This window comes from Methanobrevibacter woesei (genome assembly GCF_003111605.1).
GTDB lineage: Archaea > Methanobacteriota > Methanobacteria > Methanobacteriales > Methanobacteriaceae > Methanocatella > Methanocatella woesei.
This window is the reverse complement of sequence record NZ_MZGU01000002.1, coordinates 38,219-53,173: the sequence shown is the minus strand read 5'-3', so window position 1 is coordinate 53,173 and position 14,955 is coordinate 38,219. Positions and strand designations below refer to the sequence as shown.

10 protein-coding genes are annotated in these 14,955 nt (G+C 30.4%); 9 read left to right on the top strand and 1 reads right to left on the bottom strand.

Features of this window, described 5'->3' with window-relative positions; all coding sequences use genetic code 11:
* Positions 1–31 precede the first annotated feature (31 nt).
* The 3 genes from MBBWO_RS00580 to MBBWO_RS00570 all read left to right on the top strand — a co-directional run bounded on the left by MBBWO_RS00580 (position 32) and on the right by MBBWO_RS00570 (position 8,960).
* Positions 32–6,358 carry a DUF3320 domain-containing protein gene (locus tag MBBWO_RS00580; RefSeq protein WP_116668948.1) on the top strand — a complete coding sequence of 2,109 codons (6,327 nt, stop codon included), beginning with the start codon at positions 32–34 and terminating at the stop codon, positions 6,356–6,358.
* 18 nt (positions 6,359–6,376) lie between these two features.
* On the top strand, positions 6,377–8,128 hold the full coding sequence (gene uvrC / locus MBBWO_RS00575) for an excinuclease ABC subunit UvrC (RefSeq protein ID WP_116668947.1): 1,752 nt from the start codon (positions 6,377–6,379) through the stop codon (positions 8,126–8,128).
* A gap of 304 nt (positions 8,129–8,432) precedes the next feature.
* A complete protein-coding gene (locus MBBWO_RS00570; protein ID WP_116668946.1) occupies positions 8,433–8,960 on the top strand; it encodes a zinc ribbon domain-containing protein in 528 nt (175 codons plus the stop codon).
* A 39-nt stretch (positions 8,961–8,999) separates the two neighbouring features.
* On the opposite strand, the gene MBBWO_RS00565 is transcribed toward MBBWO_RS00570, so the two are convergent.
* Entirely contained in the window at positions 9,000–9,305 is a 306-nt protein-coding gene (locus tag MBBWO_RS00565) for a hypothetical protein (protein WP_116668945.1), read from the bottom strand.
* Positions 9,306–9,466: 161 nt separating this feature from the next.
* Here MBBWO_RS00565 and MBBWO_RS00560 point away from each other — a divergent pair, with 161 nt between their 5' ends.
* From MBBWO_RS00560 to MBBWO_RS00535, 6 genes are all read left to right on the top strand, one after another.
* A complete protein-coding gene (locus MBBWO_RS00560) occupies positions 9,467–11,170 on the top strand; it encodes an ATP-binding cassette domain-containing protein (RefSeq protein WP_116668944.1) in 1,704 nt (567 codons plus the stop codon).
* Between the two features lies 1 nt (position 11,171).
* Positions 11,172–11,579 carry a universal stress protein gene (locus MBBWO_RS00555; RefSeq protein ID WP_116668943.1) on the top strand — a complete coding sequence of 136 codons (408 nt, stop codon included), beginning with the start codon at positions 11,172–11,174 and terminating at the stop codon, positions 11,577–11,579.
* Between the two features lie 99 nt (positions 11,580–11,678).
* Positions 11,679–11,843 carry a 4Fe-4S binding protein gene (locus tag MBBWO_RS00550; protein ID WP_116668942.1) on the top strand — a complete coding sequence of 55 codons (165 nt, stop codon included), beginning with the start codon at positions 11,679–11,681 and terminating at the stop codon, positions 11,841–11,843.
* A gap of 9 nt (positions 11,844–11,852) precedes the next feature.
* The gene (locus MBBWO_RS00545; RefSeq protein WP_116668941.1) at positions 11,853–13,034 is read left to right on the top strand and encodes an NAD(P)/FAD-dependent oxidoreductase; all 1,182 of its coding nucleotides are present in this window, start codon (positions 11,853–11,855) and stop codon (positions 13,032–13,034) included.
* Between the two features lie 9 nt (positions 13,035–13,043).
* The gene (galE, locus tag MBBWO_RS00540; protein ID WP_116668940.1) at positions 13,044–14,012 is read left to right on the top strand and encodes a UDP-glucose 4-epimerase GalE; all 969 of its coding nucleotides are present in this window, start codon (positions 13,044–13,046) and stop codon (positions 14,010–14,012) included.
* Between the two features lie 9 nt (positions 14,013–14,021).
* On the top strand, positions 14,022–14,942 hold the full coding sequence (locus MBBWO_RS00535) for a hypothetical protein (RefSeq protein WP_243408440.1): 921 nt from the start codon (positions 14,022–14,024) through the stop codon (positions 14,940–14,942).
* Positions 14,943–14,955: the final 13 nt, after the last annotated feature.

Below are 14,955 nucleotides of genomic sequence, written 5' to 3'. Positions count from 1 at the left end.
TGTTATTATTTTTTAAAAAGGAAAATCGATTATGTTAAAGACATCTTCTAATAAAATTGAAAAGGAGTTTGAAAATTTACGTAAGGAGTTATTGGATTTAACTTTAAGAAATCAACTTCTTAACTTTAAAGCAAGAGCAAAAACAATAACTGTTGTAAATCAATCAACCATCAATGTTTACCAAACATTAGTCCTACAAAATAAAAAAATGTATTTTGTAGCTAATAAAAAAGAAGAAAAGGAAGAAAAGTCTCGATTTTCAATATGGGATCATTCACCAATTGATTTTTCCAGATTCACTGGTCCTGATAATACTTTACAAACTAACTTAACTCCTAATGAGCTTCAAAAGAGATTATTTTACATAAATAACCAGGCAAAAACAATGCTCCAGGAGAAAGGTTATAATATTCTCTATTTAGCTGTTGGATTTTTAGAATGGAATGATAATACCAAGCCAAAACAAAAGAATTTGGCACCATTAGTTCTTATTCCAGTTGTAATGGAACGTAAAAAAGTAGGTAAGTCCTTTGAATTATCTTGGACTGGGGAAGATTTACAGACTAATATATCTCTTAAAGCTAAATTAAGAGAAAATGGTATTGAATTACCTGAATTCCATCCTAAAAAATATGGAGAAGTTATTGATCATTATTTAAGGGAAGTTAAACAGGCAGTTAGTCCAATTAGAAACTGGAAAGTAAATGATAATGTAGCTTTAGGATTTTTCAGTTTCACTAAATTTGTTATGTACAATGATTTAAATCCTAAAAGCTGGGCTGACAATGTGGATTTAACTAAAAATGAATTGATTCAAGCTATTTTCAATCCAAGTAAAAACGATAAGGACTCATTTAAGGAAGAGGATATTGACTCTACCTTGGAATATGAGAATATGTATCAGGTTTTAGATGCTGACTCTTCACAGATTGCAGCTATTCAGGATGTTAAAGCAGGTCGTAATTTAGTTGTGGAAGGACCTCCAGGCACGGGAAAATCACAGACTATTGTAAATTTAATAGCTGAACTTTTGGCTGAAGGAAAATCTGTACTTTTTGTTAGTGAGAAAATGGCTGCATTAGATGTGGTTAGGGACCGTTTAACAAAAGTAGGTTTAGGTAAATTTGTATTGGAGTTGCATTCTCATAAAACAAGACGTAAAAAACTCTTAAATGATTTGAAAAAAGCTACTTCTGTAAGGGCTGAAGAACCATTTAAAGTAGATCAAATCATCAGGAAGCTTGAAACCTTAAGAAAACAGCTTGATGATTATGCAGAAATTATTCATAAACCATTATATGCTGTTAATTTATCTGCATTCCAGTTGTATGGTATGAAGGAATCTGCAGATGATCATTTCTCTAAAAAGGATACAATTATTCCTTTGGTTAGATTTGACCATCCTGAGACTTTAACCTTAAAGGATTTAGATGATATTACATTATCTCTTGAAAATTTAGCAGAACTTTATCAGACAATTTCAAATGAGAATCCATGGAGCAAATGCTCTCCAAAAAGTTTACTTCCTGCAGATTTAAGAGAGATTGAAATCTTAATTAATGATACTTTAAACTCTTTAAACAACTTTATAATGGAAAGAGATATGGTTTATGAGACCTTTGGAATTAAAAAACCAGATTCATTAAATGATTTCACTAACTCCCTTCAGGCATTTAAGCTAATTGAATCTAAAAATGCATCTTTAATTGATGCACATATTCTAAAATCTCATGCTTGGGAATCTGATGCTAATGGTGCAAATATCTTAATCAGTAATTTGGAGAAGTATCAAAGTGTAGCTAAGATATTTGATAAATTTAATAACACTATATTTTCTGCAGATATTCGAAAATTAATCAATGAATTTCAGTCATTAGCTAATAAAAAGTTCCGTCTATTTAAAAGTAAACAGAATGAAGAACTAGTTGAAATGTATTATAAAGGCTCAGTTCCAGGAACTAATGAGATATTAAATGATTTAAGAGCAGTGGAAGGTGCACTCCATCTTAAAAAACAAATGGATGATAATGAAAAAATAGCTTATGACTATTTTGGTAATTACTGGCATCTAAAAGCAGATATCAATGACCTAAAAGCTATTTCCAAATGGATGAGGGAATTTTTAGTTCTTAAAGAAAGCGGAATGTTTTCTGAAGATACTGTAAATTTATTATCTAATGATTTATTTAATGTAAATCCTGAAGAAAACCTTTCAGAATATATTAGGCTTGGAAATATCTTTAAAAATGATTTAGACAGTCTCCAGAATAAATTAAATCCAAGAAGTAAATTAATCTTCAAAAGGGATTTTGGAGATGTCACATTTAATCAATGGAGAACTCAACTTAATAATTGGAGAGGACAGCTATCAAGCCTTCATTTATGGTCACAATATTTAAACACAAAAGAAAGAGCTAAAGGAACCCATGCTGAACCATTTATTGAAGCTATTGAGAAAAGGAATATTAAAAAAGATGATGTCTACTCATTGGTAATAGGTAACTTTGCAGATTCACTATTGAATATTCTTTTCCTGGAAAATCAGGAACTAGCTACATTTATTGGTGAACTTCATGATAATAGAATAAGGGAATTTAAGGATTTAGATCAAAGAATATTGGCTTTAAACCGTAAAAGAATATTCCATAAGTTAAATAGCAATATTCCTCAAATATTTGGAGCTACTGAAAATCCAGAAGCAAAAGTATTGGCTGGTGAGTTTACAAGAAAAAGCGGACATTTACCAGTTAGAAAATTGCTTGAAAAAGCAGGTGGAATAATAAAACAGATTAAGCCCGTATTTATGATGAGTCCACTTTCCATTGCACAGTATTTAGATCCAACCAATGAAAAGTTACAGTTTGATGTTGTTATCTTTGATGAAGCTAGTCAAGTAAAACCTGAAGATGCTTTAGGTGCATTTATGAGAGGTAAAACTGCAGTTGTAATGGGAGATACTCAACAATTACCTCCAACATCCTTCTTTGATCAAATGTCTTCTGCAGAAGGTGAAGAAGAAGTAGCTACATCAATGGATATGGAAAGTATTCTACATTTATGTAAATTATCATTCCCAGTTAAAATGCTTAAATGGCACTACAGAAGTCGTCATGAATCATTGATTTCAGTGTCAAATAGCCTGTTCTATGATGATGAACTTTTAGTTTATCCTTCACCCTCACGTAATGATCCAGAATTAGGTTTAAAACTTCATTATAATCCAAACACTGTATATGACAGAGGTTCTTCATCTGCTAATCGTGCTGAAGCAAGAGATGTTGTTAAAGAGATATTCAAACACTTTGATAAATATGGAGACACCAAAAGTCTTGGAGTTGGAACATTCTCTGTTGCACAGAAAAATGCAATACTTGAAGAATTGGAGCTTGAACGTAAAAACAGGCCTGAACTTGAACCTTTATTTGCAGAAAATAAGGATGAAAGATTCTTTGTTAAAAACCTTGAAACAATACAAGGGGATGAAAGAGATGTTATATTCATAAGTGTTGGATATGGATATGATGAAAATGGAAAAATGTCTCTTAATTTTGGTCCTTTAAATCAGGACGGTGGAGAAAGACGTTTAAATGTATTGATTACTCGTGCCAGAGAAAAATGTGTAGTATTTTCCAACTTTAAAGCATATGATATGAATTTAACAGCAAACCCTCCATTTGGTGTAAAGGCACTAAAAGAATTCCTGGGATATGCAGAAACCTTAACTTTAGGCCATAAGATAGTTGAAGAGTATAGGGATGAACCATTTGAAGATGCAATTTACAGTTTCCTTGTAGAAAATGGCTATGAAGTAGATAAACAAGTGGGCTGTGCAGGATTTAGAGTTGATTTAGCTATTGTGGATGATGAAAATCCTGGAAAATATATTTTAGGAATTAACACTGATGGAAAAATGTATGCCTCAAGTAAAGTAGCTAGAGATAGGGATAGGCTAAGGGAACAGGTTTTAACCGGCCTTGGATGGAACCTTTATCATTTATGGTCTACTGACTGGTATAGAAATAGGGATTTAGGCCGCAAAAAACTTCTTGAAGCAGTTGAAAATGCTAAAAAAGAGGCTGTAAAATTAGAACAGAAAAAGACTGAAGAAGCAGAAAAATTAGCACTTAAACTTAAACAGCAGGCTGAAAAAGCAAAACTTGAAAGAGAAAAAGAAGCTGAAGAAGCACGTAAAGCTGAACTTGAAGCAAAAGCAAGGGAAGCTGAGGAAGTTAATGATTTAGAAGATTTAGATGATGCTTCAGATAACTTAGATGATGAAATAGCTAGTGAGGAAGATGAAGAGTATATTATTCCTCAAGAAGAAGTAACACCTCGTAAAATATCTGATGATGAGAATATTGAGGTTGTATCTGAAGTTGATGAATTAGAAGATGTAAATCCTCGTGAAGTATCTGATGATGAGAATATTGAGGTTGTATCTGAAGTTGATGAATTGGAAGAAGTTACTAATGTAGCAGATATTAAAGATGAATTCCTTAATGAAGTTAAGCAAGAGGAAAATGTCTACACTGTTAACTTTAAAGATAAAAAAACTGATTCAGATAATGATATTGAAATAAATAATTCTAAAAAAGAGAATAATAAAAAAGAGTCTAGTGATGAGGAGAAAAAAGAAATGAATAATGATAATGCTTCTCTTAAAAAACCTAAAATTAAAGATAAAATACTTAACAATGATAATAGCAAATCTTTGGATAATGAGGTTAACAGACCTAGAAAAAAACAATCTATGAAAGAAAGAATTGTTAACTCAATTATTTCAGGAATTACAGAAGGAGAATCTTATTTAAATCCACGAAATAATGTTGAAGATAATCTAGAAGAGAAAATTGAAGATAAATCTAGTGATGAAAAATCAGCTATTTATGAAATTGACAATGATTATCAAGTAGAATCAAATGATGATAATCAGAAAATGGAAATAGAAGAGATAGAAATTGATGAAAAAGCTGATTCTCCATTTGAAGATTATATAATTGAAGATGATAAATCTCCTTTTGATAATATTAAATTTAAATCCAATATAAATTGGGATGATGAAGAAATTCATGAAAAGGCTACAACTGTTGTTAATGATAGTTTTGATAAACTTTTAGATGATCTTACAGAGGAAGATATTGGGGATATGCCTAAATTTGAAGAAAATAATATCAATAATGAACCAGAGTTCAATGAATATTATTATCAGGGAATAAATGATGTCAATAGCCCTCTTAAGAAAAATAATTTGTATCATGATAAAAAATCAGCTTTAGGAAAAATCAGTGCATTTAAAGATGAATTAAAATATATTAACAAGTCTTTAAAAGAAATTGAAAATCCTACTGAAATTGGATATGTCAGTGTAATTGACAGAACAAAAGATCCAGTTGAATATCCTCAATCTAATGATAATCCTCAGGAAACTTCTTATTCTAATGAGTTTGCAGCTCAGAATATGGCTGAAACTAGCTTACAAAATGATGATTATATAACTCCAATGGTTGATGAAGAAGATTATCATGAATATGAAGAGGAAAAAATTATTGATATTGATGATTCTGAATTTGCTGAGATGGAAGAGAAAAGAATTCGTGAAGAACAGTTAATGGAAGCTCTTAAGAAAGAATTGTCTAATGATGATAATAGTATCTTAACAATCCATGAAGAAGAAAGAAGGAAAGCAAAAGAAGACATGGAGCTTGAAGATATTATTCATGAAGTGGATGAAGAATATAAGGAAATAGAACATGAAAGACACAAACAGAATTATAAATTGAAAGATTTTGATGATAAAAAGCTTCCAGGTAAAGGTAAAACTGTTAAAGACTTTATTTATGATTATAAAAAAGCAGAAGATATTGGTATAAAGTCTTCTGATGAACTTTATGATAAAAGTCCTGAAGAAATTTCTGCATCTATAAATAGAATTGTTGATGTTGAAGGACCAATCCATGTTAATGAAGTAATAAACAGAGTTAAAGAGAACTGTGATATTAAAAGAGCAGGTTCCAAGTTTAAAAGTGCAGTTAATGATGCTATTAAAGTATCAGAAGATGAAGGTTCTTTAATAATAATTGACGACTTTTTATTTAATTTGAATAATGATGTTGAGATTAGAAAAAGAGTGAAACCTAACATTGATTTGATTTCTAATGAAGAAATTACTAAAAATATAGAAACTGTTTTAGAATTTAAAGAACCAATTGAGCTTAATAAATTAACAAAAGATGTTTCTCGTAACTTTGGTTTTAAATCTACTTCTAAAAAGACTGCAGCTAAAATTAACAAGGTATTGGATTCCTTAATAGCTGAAGGAAAAGTAGAGTTAAATAAAGACATTGTTGAACTTAAATAATTTCTTTTAGTGGGTGTTATGTCAACTAAAGTTAAATCTCCTGAAAATCTTCCAAATAAACCTGGTGTTTATATAATGAGGAATAAACAGGATGAAATTATTTACATTGGTAAGGCAAAAAACCTCATTAAAAGAGTTAAATCTTATTTTCGTCCAGTTCTTGACAGGCCTAAAACTCAAATATTAATGAGTCATTTTGATAGCTTAGAGTACATTGTAACAAATTCTGAAAAAGAAGCTCTAATTTTAGAGGCTAATTTAATTAAAAAACACAAGCCTCGTTATAATATTCAGCTAAAGGATGATAAAAGATATCCTTATGTTAAAATAACTAGTGAAAAGTTTCCAAGGTTAGTTATTACAAGAAACATTACAAAAAATGGTAGCTATTATGGGCCATTTACAGATGTGGGGTCTGTTAAAAAAACTGTAAAGTTTTTAAAATCTTTATTTAAAATAAGAACATGCAGAAATATGGATGGGCCTTGTCTTAATAGTCAGATAGATTTATGTTATGCTCCTTGTGATGGAAACATCTCTGAAGAGGAATACAATGAGATTATTAAAAAAATAGATTTGTTTTTCCAGGGAAAGTACTCTGTTATTGTTAGAAATCTTAAAAAGGAGATGATGAAGGCTGCTGAAAATCAAGAATATGAAAAAGCAGCAGTTTTAAGAGATCAAATTGTATCTATTGAAGAAATTATGGATAAACAATTTGTTGAACTGGCTGATGATGATTTAGATCAGGATGTAATAGCTATTGCAGAAAATAAAGACACTGTAATTATCGTTGTAATGGCTATACGTAATGGTAAGATTATTGGCAAAGATGACTTTTTAATGAGTGGAACAGAGCATGATTCTAATGAAGATGTTTTATATGCTTTCATTCAACAGTATTATGGGTATAATAGACATATTCCAAAACAGATTATTGTTGATAATGAAATTGAAGGTTATGAACTTCTTGAAGAGTGGCTTACAGATTTAAGGGGAAATAGAGTTTATATTAAAGTCCCTGAAAAAGGAATTAAATTAAGATTAGTTCAAATGGCTAAAAAGAATGCAGAAATTATTAAACATCAAAAGAAAACTCTTGAAAACGCTTTAATTGAACTTAAAAAGTACTTAAAACTCGATAAACTACCTAGAGTTATTGAAGGTTATGATATTAGTAATATTTCAGGTAAAATGGCTGTAGGTTCCAAAGTTTCATTTCTTGATGCAAAACCTAATAAAAAGAAGTATAAACACTTTAAAATTAACACTCCAGGTCCTAATGATTTTGAAATGATGAGGGAACTTTTAACCAGACGTCTTAAGATGTTGGATCAGGATGAAGAACCTGATTTGATTGTTATTGATGGTGGTAAAGGTCAGTTAAATGTTGCATGTGAGGTTTTAGACGACCTTAATCTTTCTCATATTCCTATTATTGGTTTAGCTAAGGAATTTGAGGAAATATTTATTCCTAACTCTAGTCGTCCTATTATAATTCCTAAAAATAATAAGGCACTACACCTTCTTCAACGTGTTAGGGATGAATCTCACAGATTTGCCATTACATATCATAGAAAGTTAAGAAGTAAAAACATCAGCGAGTCTTCTCTTGATGATATTAAGGGCATTGGTAGAAATCGTAAATTAAATCTATTAAAAGAATTTGGGGATGTTGAATCTATTAAAAAAGCTTCTGTTGATGAATTGGCCAAGGTAAAATCTATGAATTCAAAAGTTGCTCAAAATGTCTATGATTATTACCATTAACTCTTTTTTTAGCTATTTTTTTTATTTAATTTTTACACTTGAAATGGAGGTATACTTTTTAACTTATAACTTACACTTGAAATGCATGTATACTTTTTAACTTATAACTTAAAATAATTAATCTATGGCTTTAATATTATTTCTAATGAGTAACATATTAGCTATAGGAAATAAGTATTATTTTTATTTCCCTATTTTTTAAAAAAAGCTAAAATTTTCGGTTTTTTTCCATTTTTTTCATTAACTTTAAATATGATAATGTAATAAAATTGATGTTAGACAAAAGAAGTTTGAGGTATAGATTATGGTTAAGTGCCCGCGATGTGGATATGAAAATGATGATGAAAATGCATATTGTTTAAACTGTACATATCCACTTGATAAAGCAATTCTAACTAAAAAAAGAAAAAATGATGGTTGGAATATAAGCACTGCTAAAAAAGTTTTATTAGTAATTGGAATTGTTGCTATTGCATTAGTACTATTTTCCATTGTTCAGGAAGTTACTAAACCATCACCTGAAAGTTCATTAAATATTATCACAGCTAATGAAAGTGCTAACAGTCCATCAAGCACTCCTTTTGAAGTTGTTATTTCCTATGATGGCAGCTGGTATGGTAGATTAGGTGATGTTGATCATCCATCTGAAAGGTCTGGATCTGGCAATCAGACATACAGATTAAGTTGCGCTGGATGGGATGAAGCCTTTGCAAATATTCAAAAAACAGATTATGGCTCTGGTGAACTCAAAGTACAGTTACTTAAAAATGGTAAAGTTATTTCTGAAAACAGTACCACTGCTGAAAATGGTGGCGTATCTGTTCATGTGTAAATAAAAAATAGTAAAAAAAAGTAGTTAAATTAGCGATAGCTATTGATTATTAATTTTATTTACCTCAGCTTCTAATAATTCAACTAACTCTTCTGTTTTATAAATTCTTATTTGCTGTTCTTCTTTTGATTTGAATATTGAAATAAATATGGTTAAATCATGACAGAGCTGTTCATATTGGATATTTAATGTATTGAAATGGGATAAGATAGAAACAAGTTTATCGTAATCAATATCATCATGGTCTTTAATATAACTTTCAATATCAGCAAATTGTGTTTCAATCATTATTTTTTCATGTTCTACTTTTTCTAAAAATTCATTAACTTTATCATCAAAACTCATTTTTATCACAAATTATTTTAATTATTTTTATATTAAACTTTACACTATATAAAATAATGATGGAGTTTAAATATTTTAATCTTCAAATAGTAAATATTATTAAATTAATTCAATGTTTTTTTCCTATAAAAAGAATTCATAGAATAAATGGAGCATAATAGATGATAAAAATTGAAAATGTTAGTAAAAGTTACAAATTAGATGATGGTGAAACTGTCACTGGAATTAAAAATATTAGCTTTGAAGTAAAAGAAGGGGAAATATTAGGAATCATAGGAAAAAGTGGTTCTGGTAAAACTACTCTTTTAAGAGCATTAAGGGGAGTAGAACACATTGATTCAGGAAGTATCACTGTTGGGGATGTTACTGTTAATTCTGAATCTTCTCAATTTTATTATAATATGCTTAAAAAAGAAACAGCTATTCACCTTCAAAGATCTTTCGGTATATGGCCGGAAACAGTGCGTGAAAATGTTTTAAGAAAATTATACTCAAGAAGATATTTTGATGAAGCAAGTACTGATTTTGAAGTAGCTGAAAGTGAGTTTGGTGAAGAAGCAGATGAAATTCTTGAATTGGTATCATTAACAGAGAAATCTGGTCATTATGCATCTGTTTTAAGTGGTGGAGAAAAACAAAGATTGATTATAGCTAGACAATTAGCAAAAAGACCAAAACTTTTACTTTTAGATGAACCAGCTACAATGGCTTGTCCAAAAACAAAACAGGAAATTTTAGATGCTGTTAAAAAGATTAATGAAAAATTAAATATTACTGTTATTGTTGTATCCCACCTTCCAGATGTTCAAAAATATCTTGCAGATAGGGTTATATTGCTTGAAGATGGTGAGATTAAAGATGAAGGAGATCCAGTTGAAATCACAGATAAATTCATGAGTGATATGGAACCTATTGTAGATATTGAGAATGTAGCTACTGATGAAGAAGTAATTGAAGCTAAAGATATCTATAAACGTTTCTATCTTGTAACTGGTGGTGAAGTTCTACAGATGAAGGATATTAACTTTAAGGTTAACCGCGAAAACATCCTTAGTTTAGTAGGTCCTAGTGGGGCTGGAAAAACTGTTCTTTTAAGAATGCTTGGTGGTTTAGATTTCCCAGATAAAGGGGATGTATTCTATAATGTAGATGGAAACTGGGAAGATATTGCCCTTCCAGGTATGGGTAGAATGGCTATTAGAAGTAAATTAGGATTTATGCATCAGGAATTTGCCTTAAGCCATTATGCAACAGTTCTTAATCAATTAGCTGTTCGTTTAGGTTATAAAAATCATAATATTGTAAAAGAAGCAAGAGAAAGAGCTAAAAAATTGGATTTAAGTGATGAATTATTAGATTCACTTTACTTATTAACTGATTTACCTGAACATGAAGCTAAAGCACGTTTGGAACAAGTTGGTTTAATGCCTGAGATTTTAAATGATTTGTTCCCTAAATTCCCAGAAACTGCAACTAAGGAAGCCGTTAAGGACATTTTTGATAGTTTGGATTTATCTTTGGATATTTTACATAGGAAATCCTATGAATTATCTGGTGGTCAAAAAGTTAGGGTAATGCTTGCTTTAATCTTAATTTCCAAACCTAAATTCTTATTGCTTGATGAACCATTTGGTGATTTAGACCCAATTACCTTAAGAACTGTAACCAACTCTCTTAAAAAGATTTCCAAGAAATATGGAATTACAATAGTTATGGTTTCACATAATACTGATTTCATTAAGGAATTAAGTAACAGAGCTATTTTCATGGATAATGGACTTGTTATTGATGATGATACTGATGTTGATAAAATTGTAGATGATTTCATTGGTTTCTGTCATGCAGACTACTTAATGGAGGAATAAAATGTTTGAAACTATTACTGTACCAGTAGATGGCTCTGAATATGGTGATAAGGCTGTTGATTATGCTATTGAAATTGCAGAGAAATTTAACTCTAAAATAGCTGCAGTTCATGTTCTTGAAGAATTTTCATTTAATAGCTATGCCAGTGAAGAAGATAAAGGTGATGCTATATTAGGTAAAATAACTGAAAAAGCAAATAAAGTTGGTGTTGATGTTATTGAGCATCTAATTACTGGTGATCCTTTAAGAGATATGAAAACTATTATTCGTAAAACAAATGCTGATTTAGTTGTTATGCATGCTTATGGTTCTAATACTTTTGATGAAGAACTAAATGAAAATCAAATTGGAAGTGTAACAGATAGAGTTTTAAAAACTTCTACTGTTCCTATTTTAATGATTAGATAAAGGATTTTTATTAAAAATAGTAATATACTTAAATAAGATAAAAATCTTATTATTATATTAATATAAACTATATTATTAGGTTTTTATAGGAGATTTTCTATGATTGTTAAAGATTGGTGCTCATTCTGTGGTGAATGTGCAGGTGTTTGTCCAAGGAATTTAATTACCGTCAAAGAATATGCTTTAATCTTTGATGATAGTGAGTGTAGAGAATGTAATTTGTGTGTGGATGCTTGTCCTATCACAGCATTAGAGAGAGAATAGGGGATTTTTATGATTGAAACTGATGTATTAGTAATTGGTTCAGGACCAGCAGGTTCTAGTGCAGCTAAGCATGCTGCTCTTGGTGGTGCAAAAGTAATATTGATGGATAAAAAATCTGAAATCGGTGCTCCAAAAAGATGTGCTGAAGGAATATCTAAAAAAGGTCTTGCAAAATTAGGTATTGAACCTAATCCTCGTTGGATTACTAAAGAAATCGATGGTATAAGACTTGTTTCTCCTGATGGTACTGATGTATGGATGACTGAAGAAGAAATTGAATTGCCTGAAGCAGGTTACATCTTAGAGAGAAAAGTATTTGATAAATATATGGCTATGGATGCAGCAAGAGCTGGTGCTCAAATCAAAATTAAAACTTTAGCTACTGGCCTTAGAAGAGATGGAGATGCATTCATTGTATCTGTTGAATCTATGGGTAAGAAAGAAGAAATCAGAGCTAAAATCGTAATTGGTGCTGATGGTCCTGAATGTCATGTTGCAAGATGGGCAGGATTAAAACCTACCACAAAAGCTAAAGAAATGGAATCTGGTGTCCAATATGAAATGGTAGGTCTTGACTTTGAAAGAGATGGTGTTTTAGAGTTCTTCTTTGGATCCTGTGCTCCTGGTGGTTATGTATGGATTTTCCCTAAAGGAGATGACATTGCAAATGTAGGATTAGCTGTTCTTTCTCATTTAGCTGAAAAACCAGCTATTGAATATTTAGATGAATTCATTGCTAAATGTCCAGCTACCAAAAATGCTCAGCCTGTTGAATTAAATGTTGGTGGAGACCCTGTTGGTGGAATGCCTAAAAAAATGTATGATGACAACCTTTTAATTTGTGGAGACGCAGCAGGTCAGGTAAACCCATTAACTGGTGGAGGAATTTCCAGTGGTATGACTGGAGGTATGTATGCTGGTAAAGTAGCTGCAGAAGCTATTGCTGCAGGTGACTGCTCTAAAAAATTCCTTAAGAAATATGATGAAGAAGTTAGAAAAGAGCTTAAAAGTGAAATTGACAAGTATAAAAAACCTCATGAGTTCCTATTATCCTTAAGTGATGAAGAACTTAATGATATCGCTAAAGCTTTCCAAGATGTTAACTTCGAAAAAATTTCCACTACAGAACTTATTAAAAACTTAGTTAAAGTATCTCCTAAAGCTTTACTAAAATTAGGTAAATTAATTTAAGGTGATTATTTGATTTTAGTTACTGGTGGAGCAGGCTATATTGGTTCCCATACAAACAAAATGCTAAATCAGGAAGGATATGACACTGTTGTGTTAGATAATCTTTCCAAGGGTTATGAAAATTTTGTAAAATGGGGCGAATTTGTAAATGGTGATACTGGCAGTAAAGATATTAGAGAAATCTTTGAAACTCATGATATTGATGCTGTAATGCATTTTGCTGCTTTTTCATCAGTAGCTGAATCAGTTGAACATCCTCAGATGTATTTTAAAAATAATTATAAAAACACTTTAAATTTATTGCAGGTTATGAGAGAATTTGGGGTTGATAAGTTTATTCTCTCTTCAACTGCAGCTGTTTATGGAAATCCTGAAAAAATTCCAATTACTGAAGACCAAAAGTTAAAACCGATTAATCCTTATGGTCATTCAAAATTTATTGTTGAAAAATCTTTAAGTAGGGAAGCTGAAAAAGGAGATTTTAATTTTGTTTCTCTAAGATACTTTAATGCAGCTGGCTGTGATTTTGACTGTGAAGTTGGTGAGTATCATGATCCTGAAACTCATTTAATTCCATTAGTTTTAGATGCTGCATTAGGTATTAGAGATTCTATTTCTATTTTTGGTACTGATTATAATACTCCTGATGGTACATGTATACGTGATTATATTCATGTTAATGACCTTGCAAGGGCTCATATTCTTGCTTATGAATATTTAGCTAATGGGGGAAAATCTGATTTCTTTAATTTAGGAAATGGTAAAGGGTACTCTGTTAAGGAAATTATTGATACATGTAAGAAAGTTACAGGTGTTGATTTTAAGGTTGAAACTGCAGACCGTCGTGAAGGAGATCCTGATGTTTTAATAGCTGATTCATCAAAGGTCAGGGATGTTTTAGGATGGACTCCTCAATATGACTTAGAAACTATTGTTTCTTCTGCATGGGATTGGCATAAAAAAGTTAAAATGATTTAGGTTGAAAGAATGGATGATAATCAAACTATTGAAAAAGTTGATGTTAGAGTTATTGTTTCAGAAAATAACATGGCAGAAATAGTTTCTAAAGCAATAAATAATGTGCAGCTTGAGAAAGATTATAATATCATTGTTTCTTCCATCATACCAACCAAAGATATGGAGCTTGCTAAGAAGGTAGCTTCTGGTGCAGATATAATTCTCATTGGCAGCTATGGACATGATGAGTATTATAATATTTTATATAATGATTTAAAAACTGATTTTAATCATATAGGTTTATTTAATTATGATAATGTTATTTCAGATGAAGGTACTATTGAAATAAGTCATGCTGAAAGGGAAATCTTCAATTCCATTATAAAGGCAGGACTTTCTTATTCTTTAAATATCATTAATATTCATTCTTTAGAAAATAAACTCTCATCTCTTACAAGAAAGTATAACAGTCTTTTAGATGATTATAATGGGTTAATTGATGATAATGAAAAACTTGAAAAAGTTAACCTTGAACTAAAAGATGAAATCACTAACCTTAATCATAATATTGACAAGATTAAATCAGACTTCTCTTCTTTTAAAGGTAGGTTTGAAGATATTCATAATAAACATATCCTGGAAATCTATGATTTAAATGATTTATGGCAGGAAGTTTTTGATGAATCTCTTTTAAATCAAGAAAAAATCATTATTGCTACAAATAAATTCAGACCTGACAATATTATAGTTGGTCAAGGTTTTATTGGAGCTGTAGACAAACCAACAGCTATTGACTGGTTAAAAGTTGTTAAAACAGCTTTAATTTTTGTTGAAGATAAAGAAGAGGAATTGAAAAAAGAGCTGAATAATCTTAATAATGAATCAGATGATAAAATCATTGATGAAAGAGAGTATGACATACCAAACAATATTGGTGACTTTTTTGGTTAATATATAAATAAAC

What these genes read in the sequence shown, in the direction of transcription:
- MBBWO_RS00580 (WP_116668948.1), top strand. Translation starts at nt 32, where the DNA reads ATGTTAAAGACATCTTCTAATAAAATTGAAAAGGAGTTTGAAAATTTA.
- uvrC (WP_116668947.1), top strand. Translation starts at nt 6,377, where the DNA reads ATGTCAACTAAAGTTAAATCTCCTGAAAATCTTCCAAATAAACCTGGT.
- MBBWO_RS00570 (WP_116668946.1), top strand. Translation starts at nt 8,433, where the DNA reads ATGGTTAAGTGCCCGCGATGTGGATATGAAAATGATGATGAAAATGCA.
- MBBWO_RS00565 (WP_116668945.1), bottom strand. Translation starts at nt 9,305, where the DNA reads ATGAGTTTTGATGATAAAGTTAATGAATTTTTAGAAAAAGTAGAACAT.
- MBBWO_RS00560 (WP_116668944.1), top strand. Translation starts at nt 9,467, where the DNA reads ATGATAAAAATTGAAAATGTTAGTAAAAGTTACAAATTAGATGATGGT.
- MBBWO_RS00555 (WP_116668943.1), top strand. Translation starts at nt 11,172, where the DNA reads ATGTTTGAAACTATTACTGTACCAGTAGATGGCTCTGAATATGGTGAT.
- MBBWO_RS00550 (WP_116668942.1), top strand. Translation starts at nt 11,679, where the DNA reads ATGATTGTTAAAGATTGGTGCTCATTCTGTGGTGAATGTGCAGGTGTT.
- MBBWO_RS00545 (WP_116668941.1), top strand. Translation starts at nt 11,853, where the DNA reads ATGATTGAAACTGATGTATTAGTAATTGGTTCAGGACCAGCAGGTTCT.
- MBBWO_RS00535 (WP_243408440.1), top strand. Translation starts at nt 14,022, where the DNA reads ATGGATGATAATCAAACTATTGAAAAAGTTGATGTTAGAGTTATTGTT.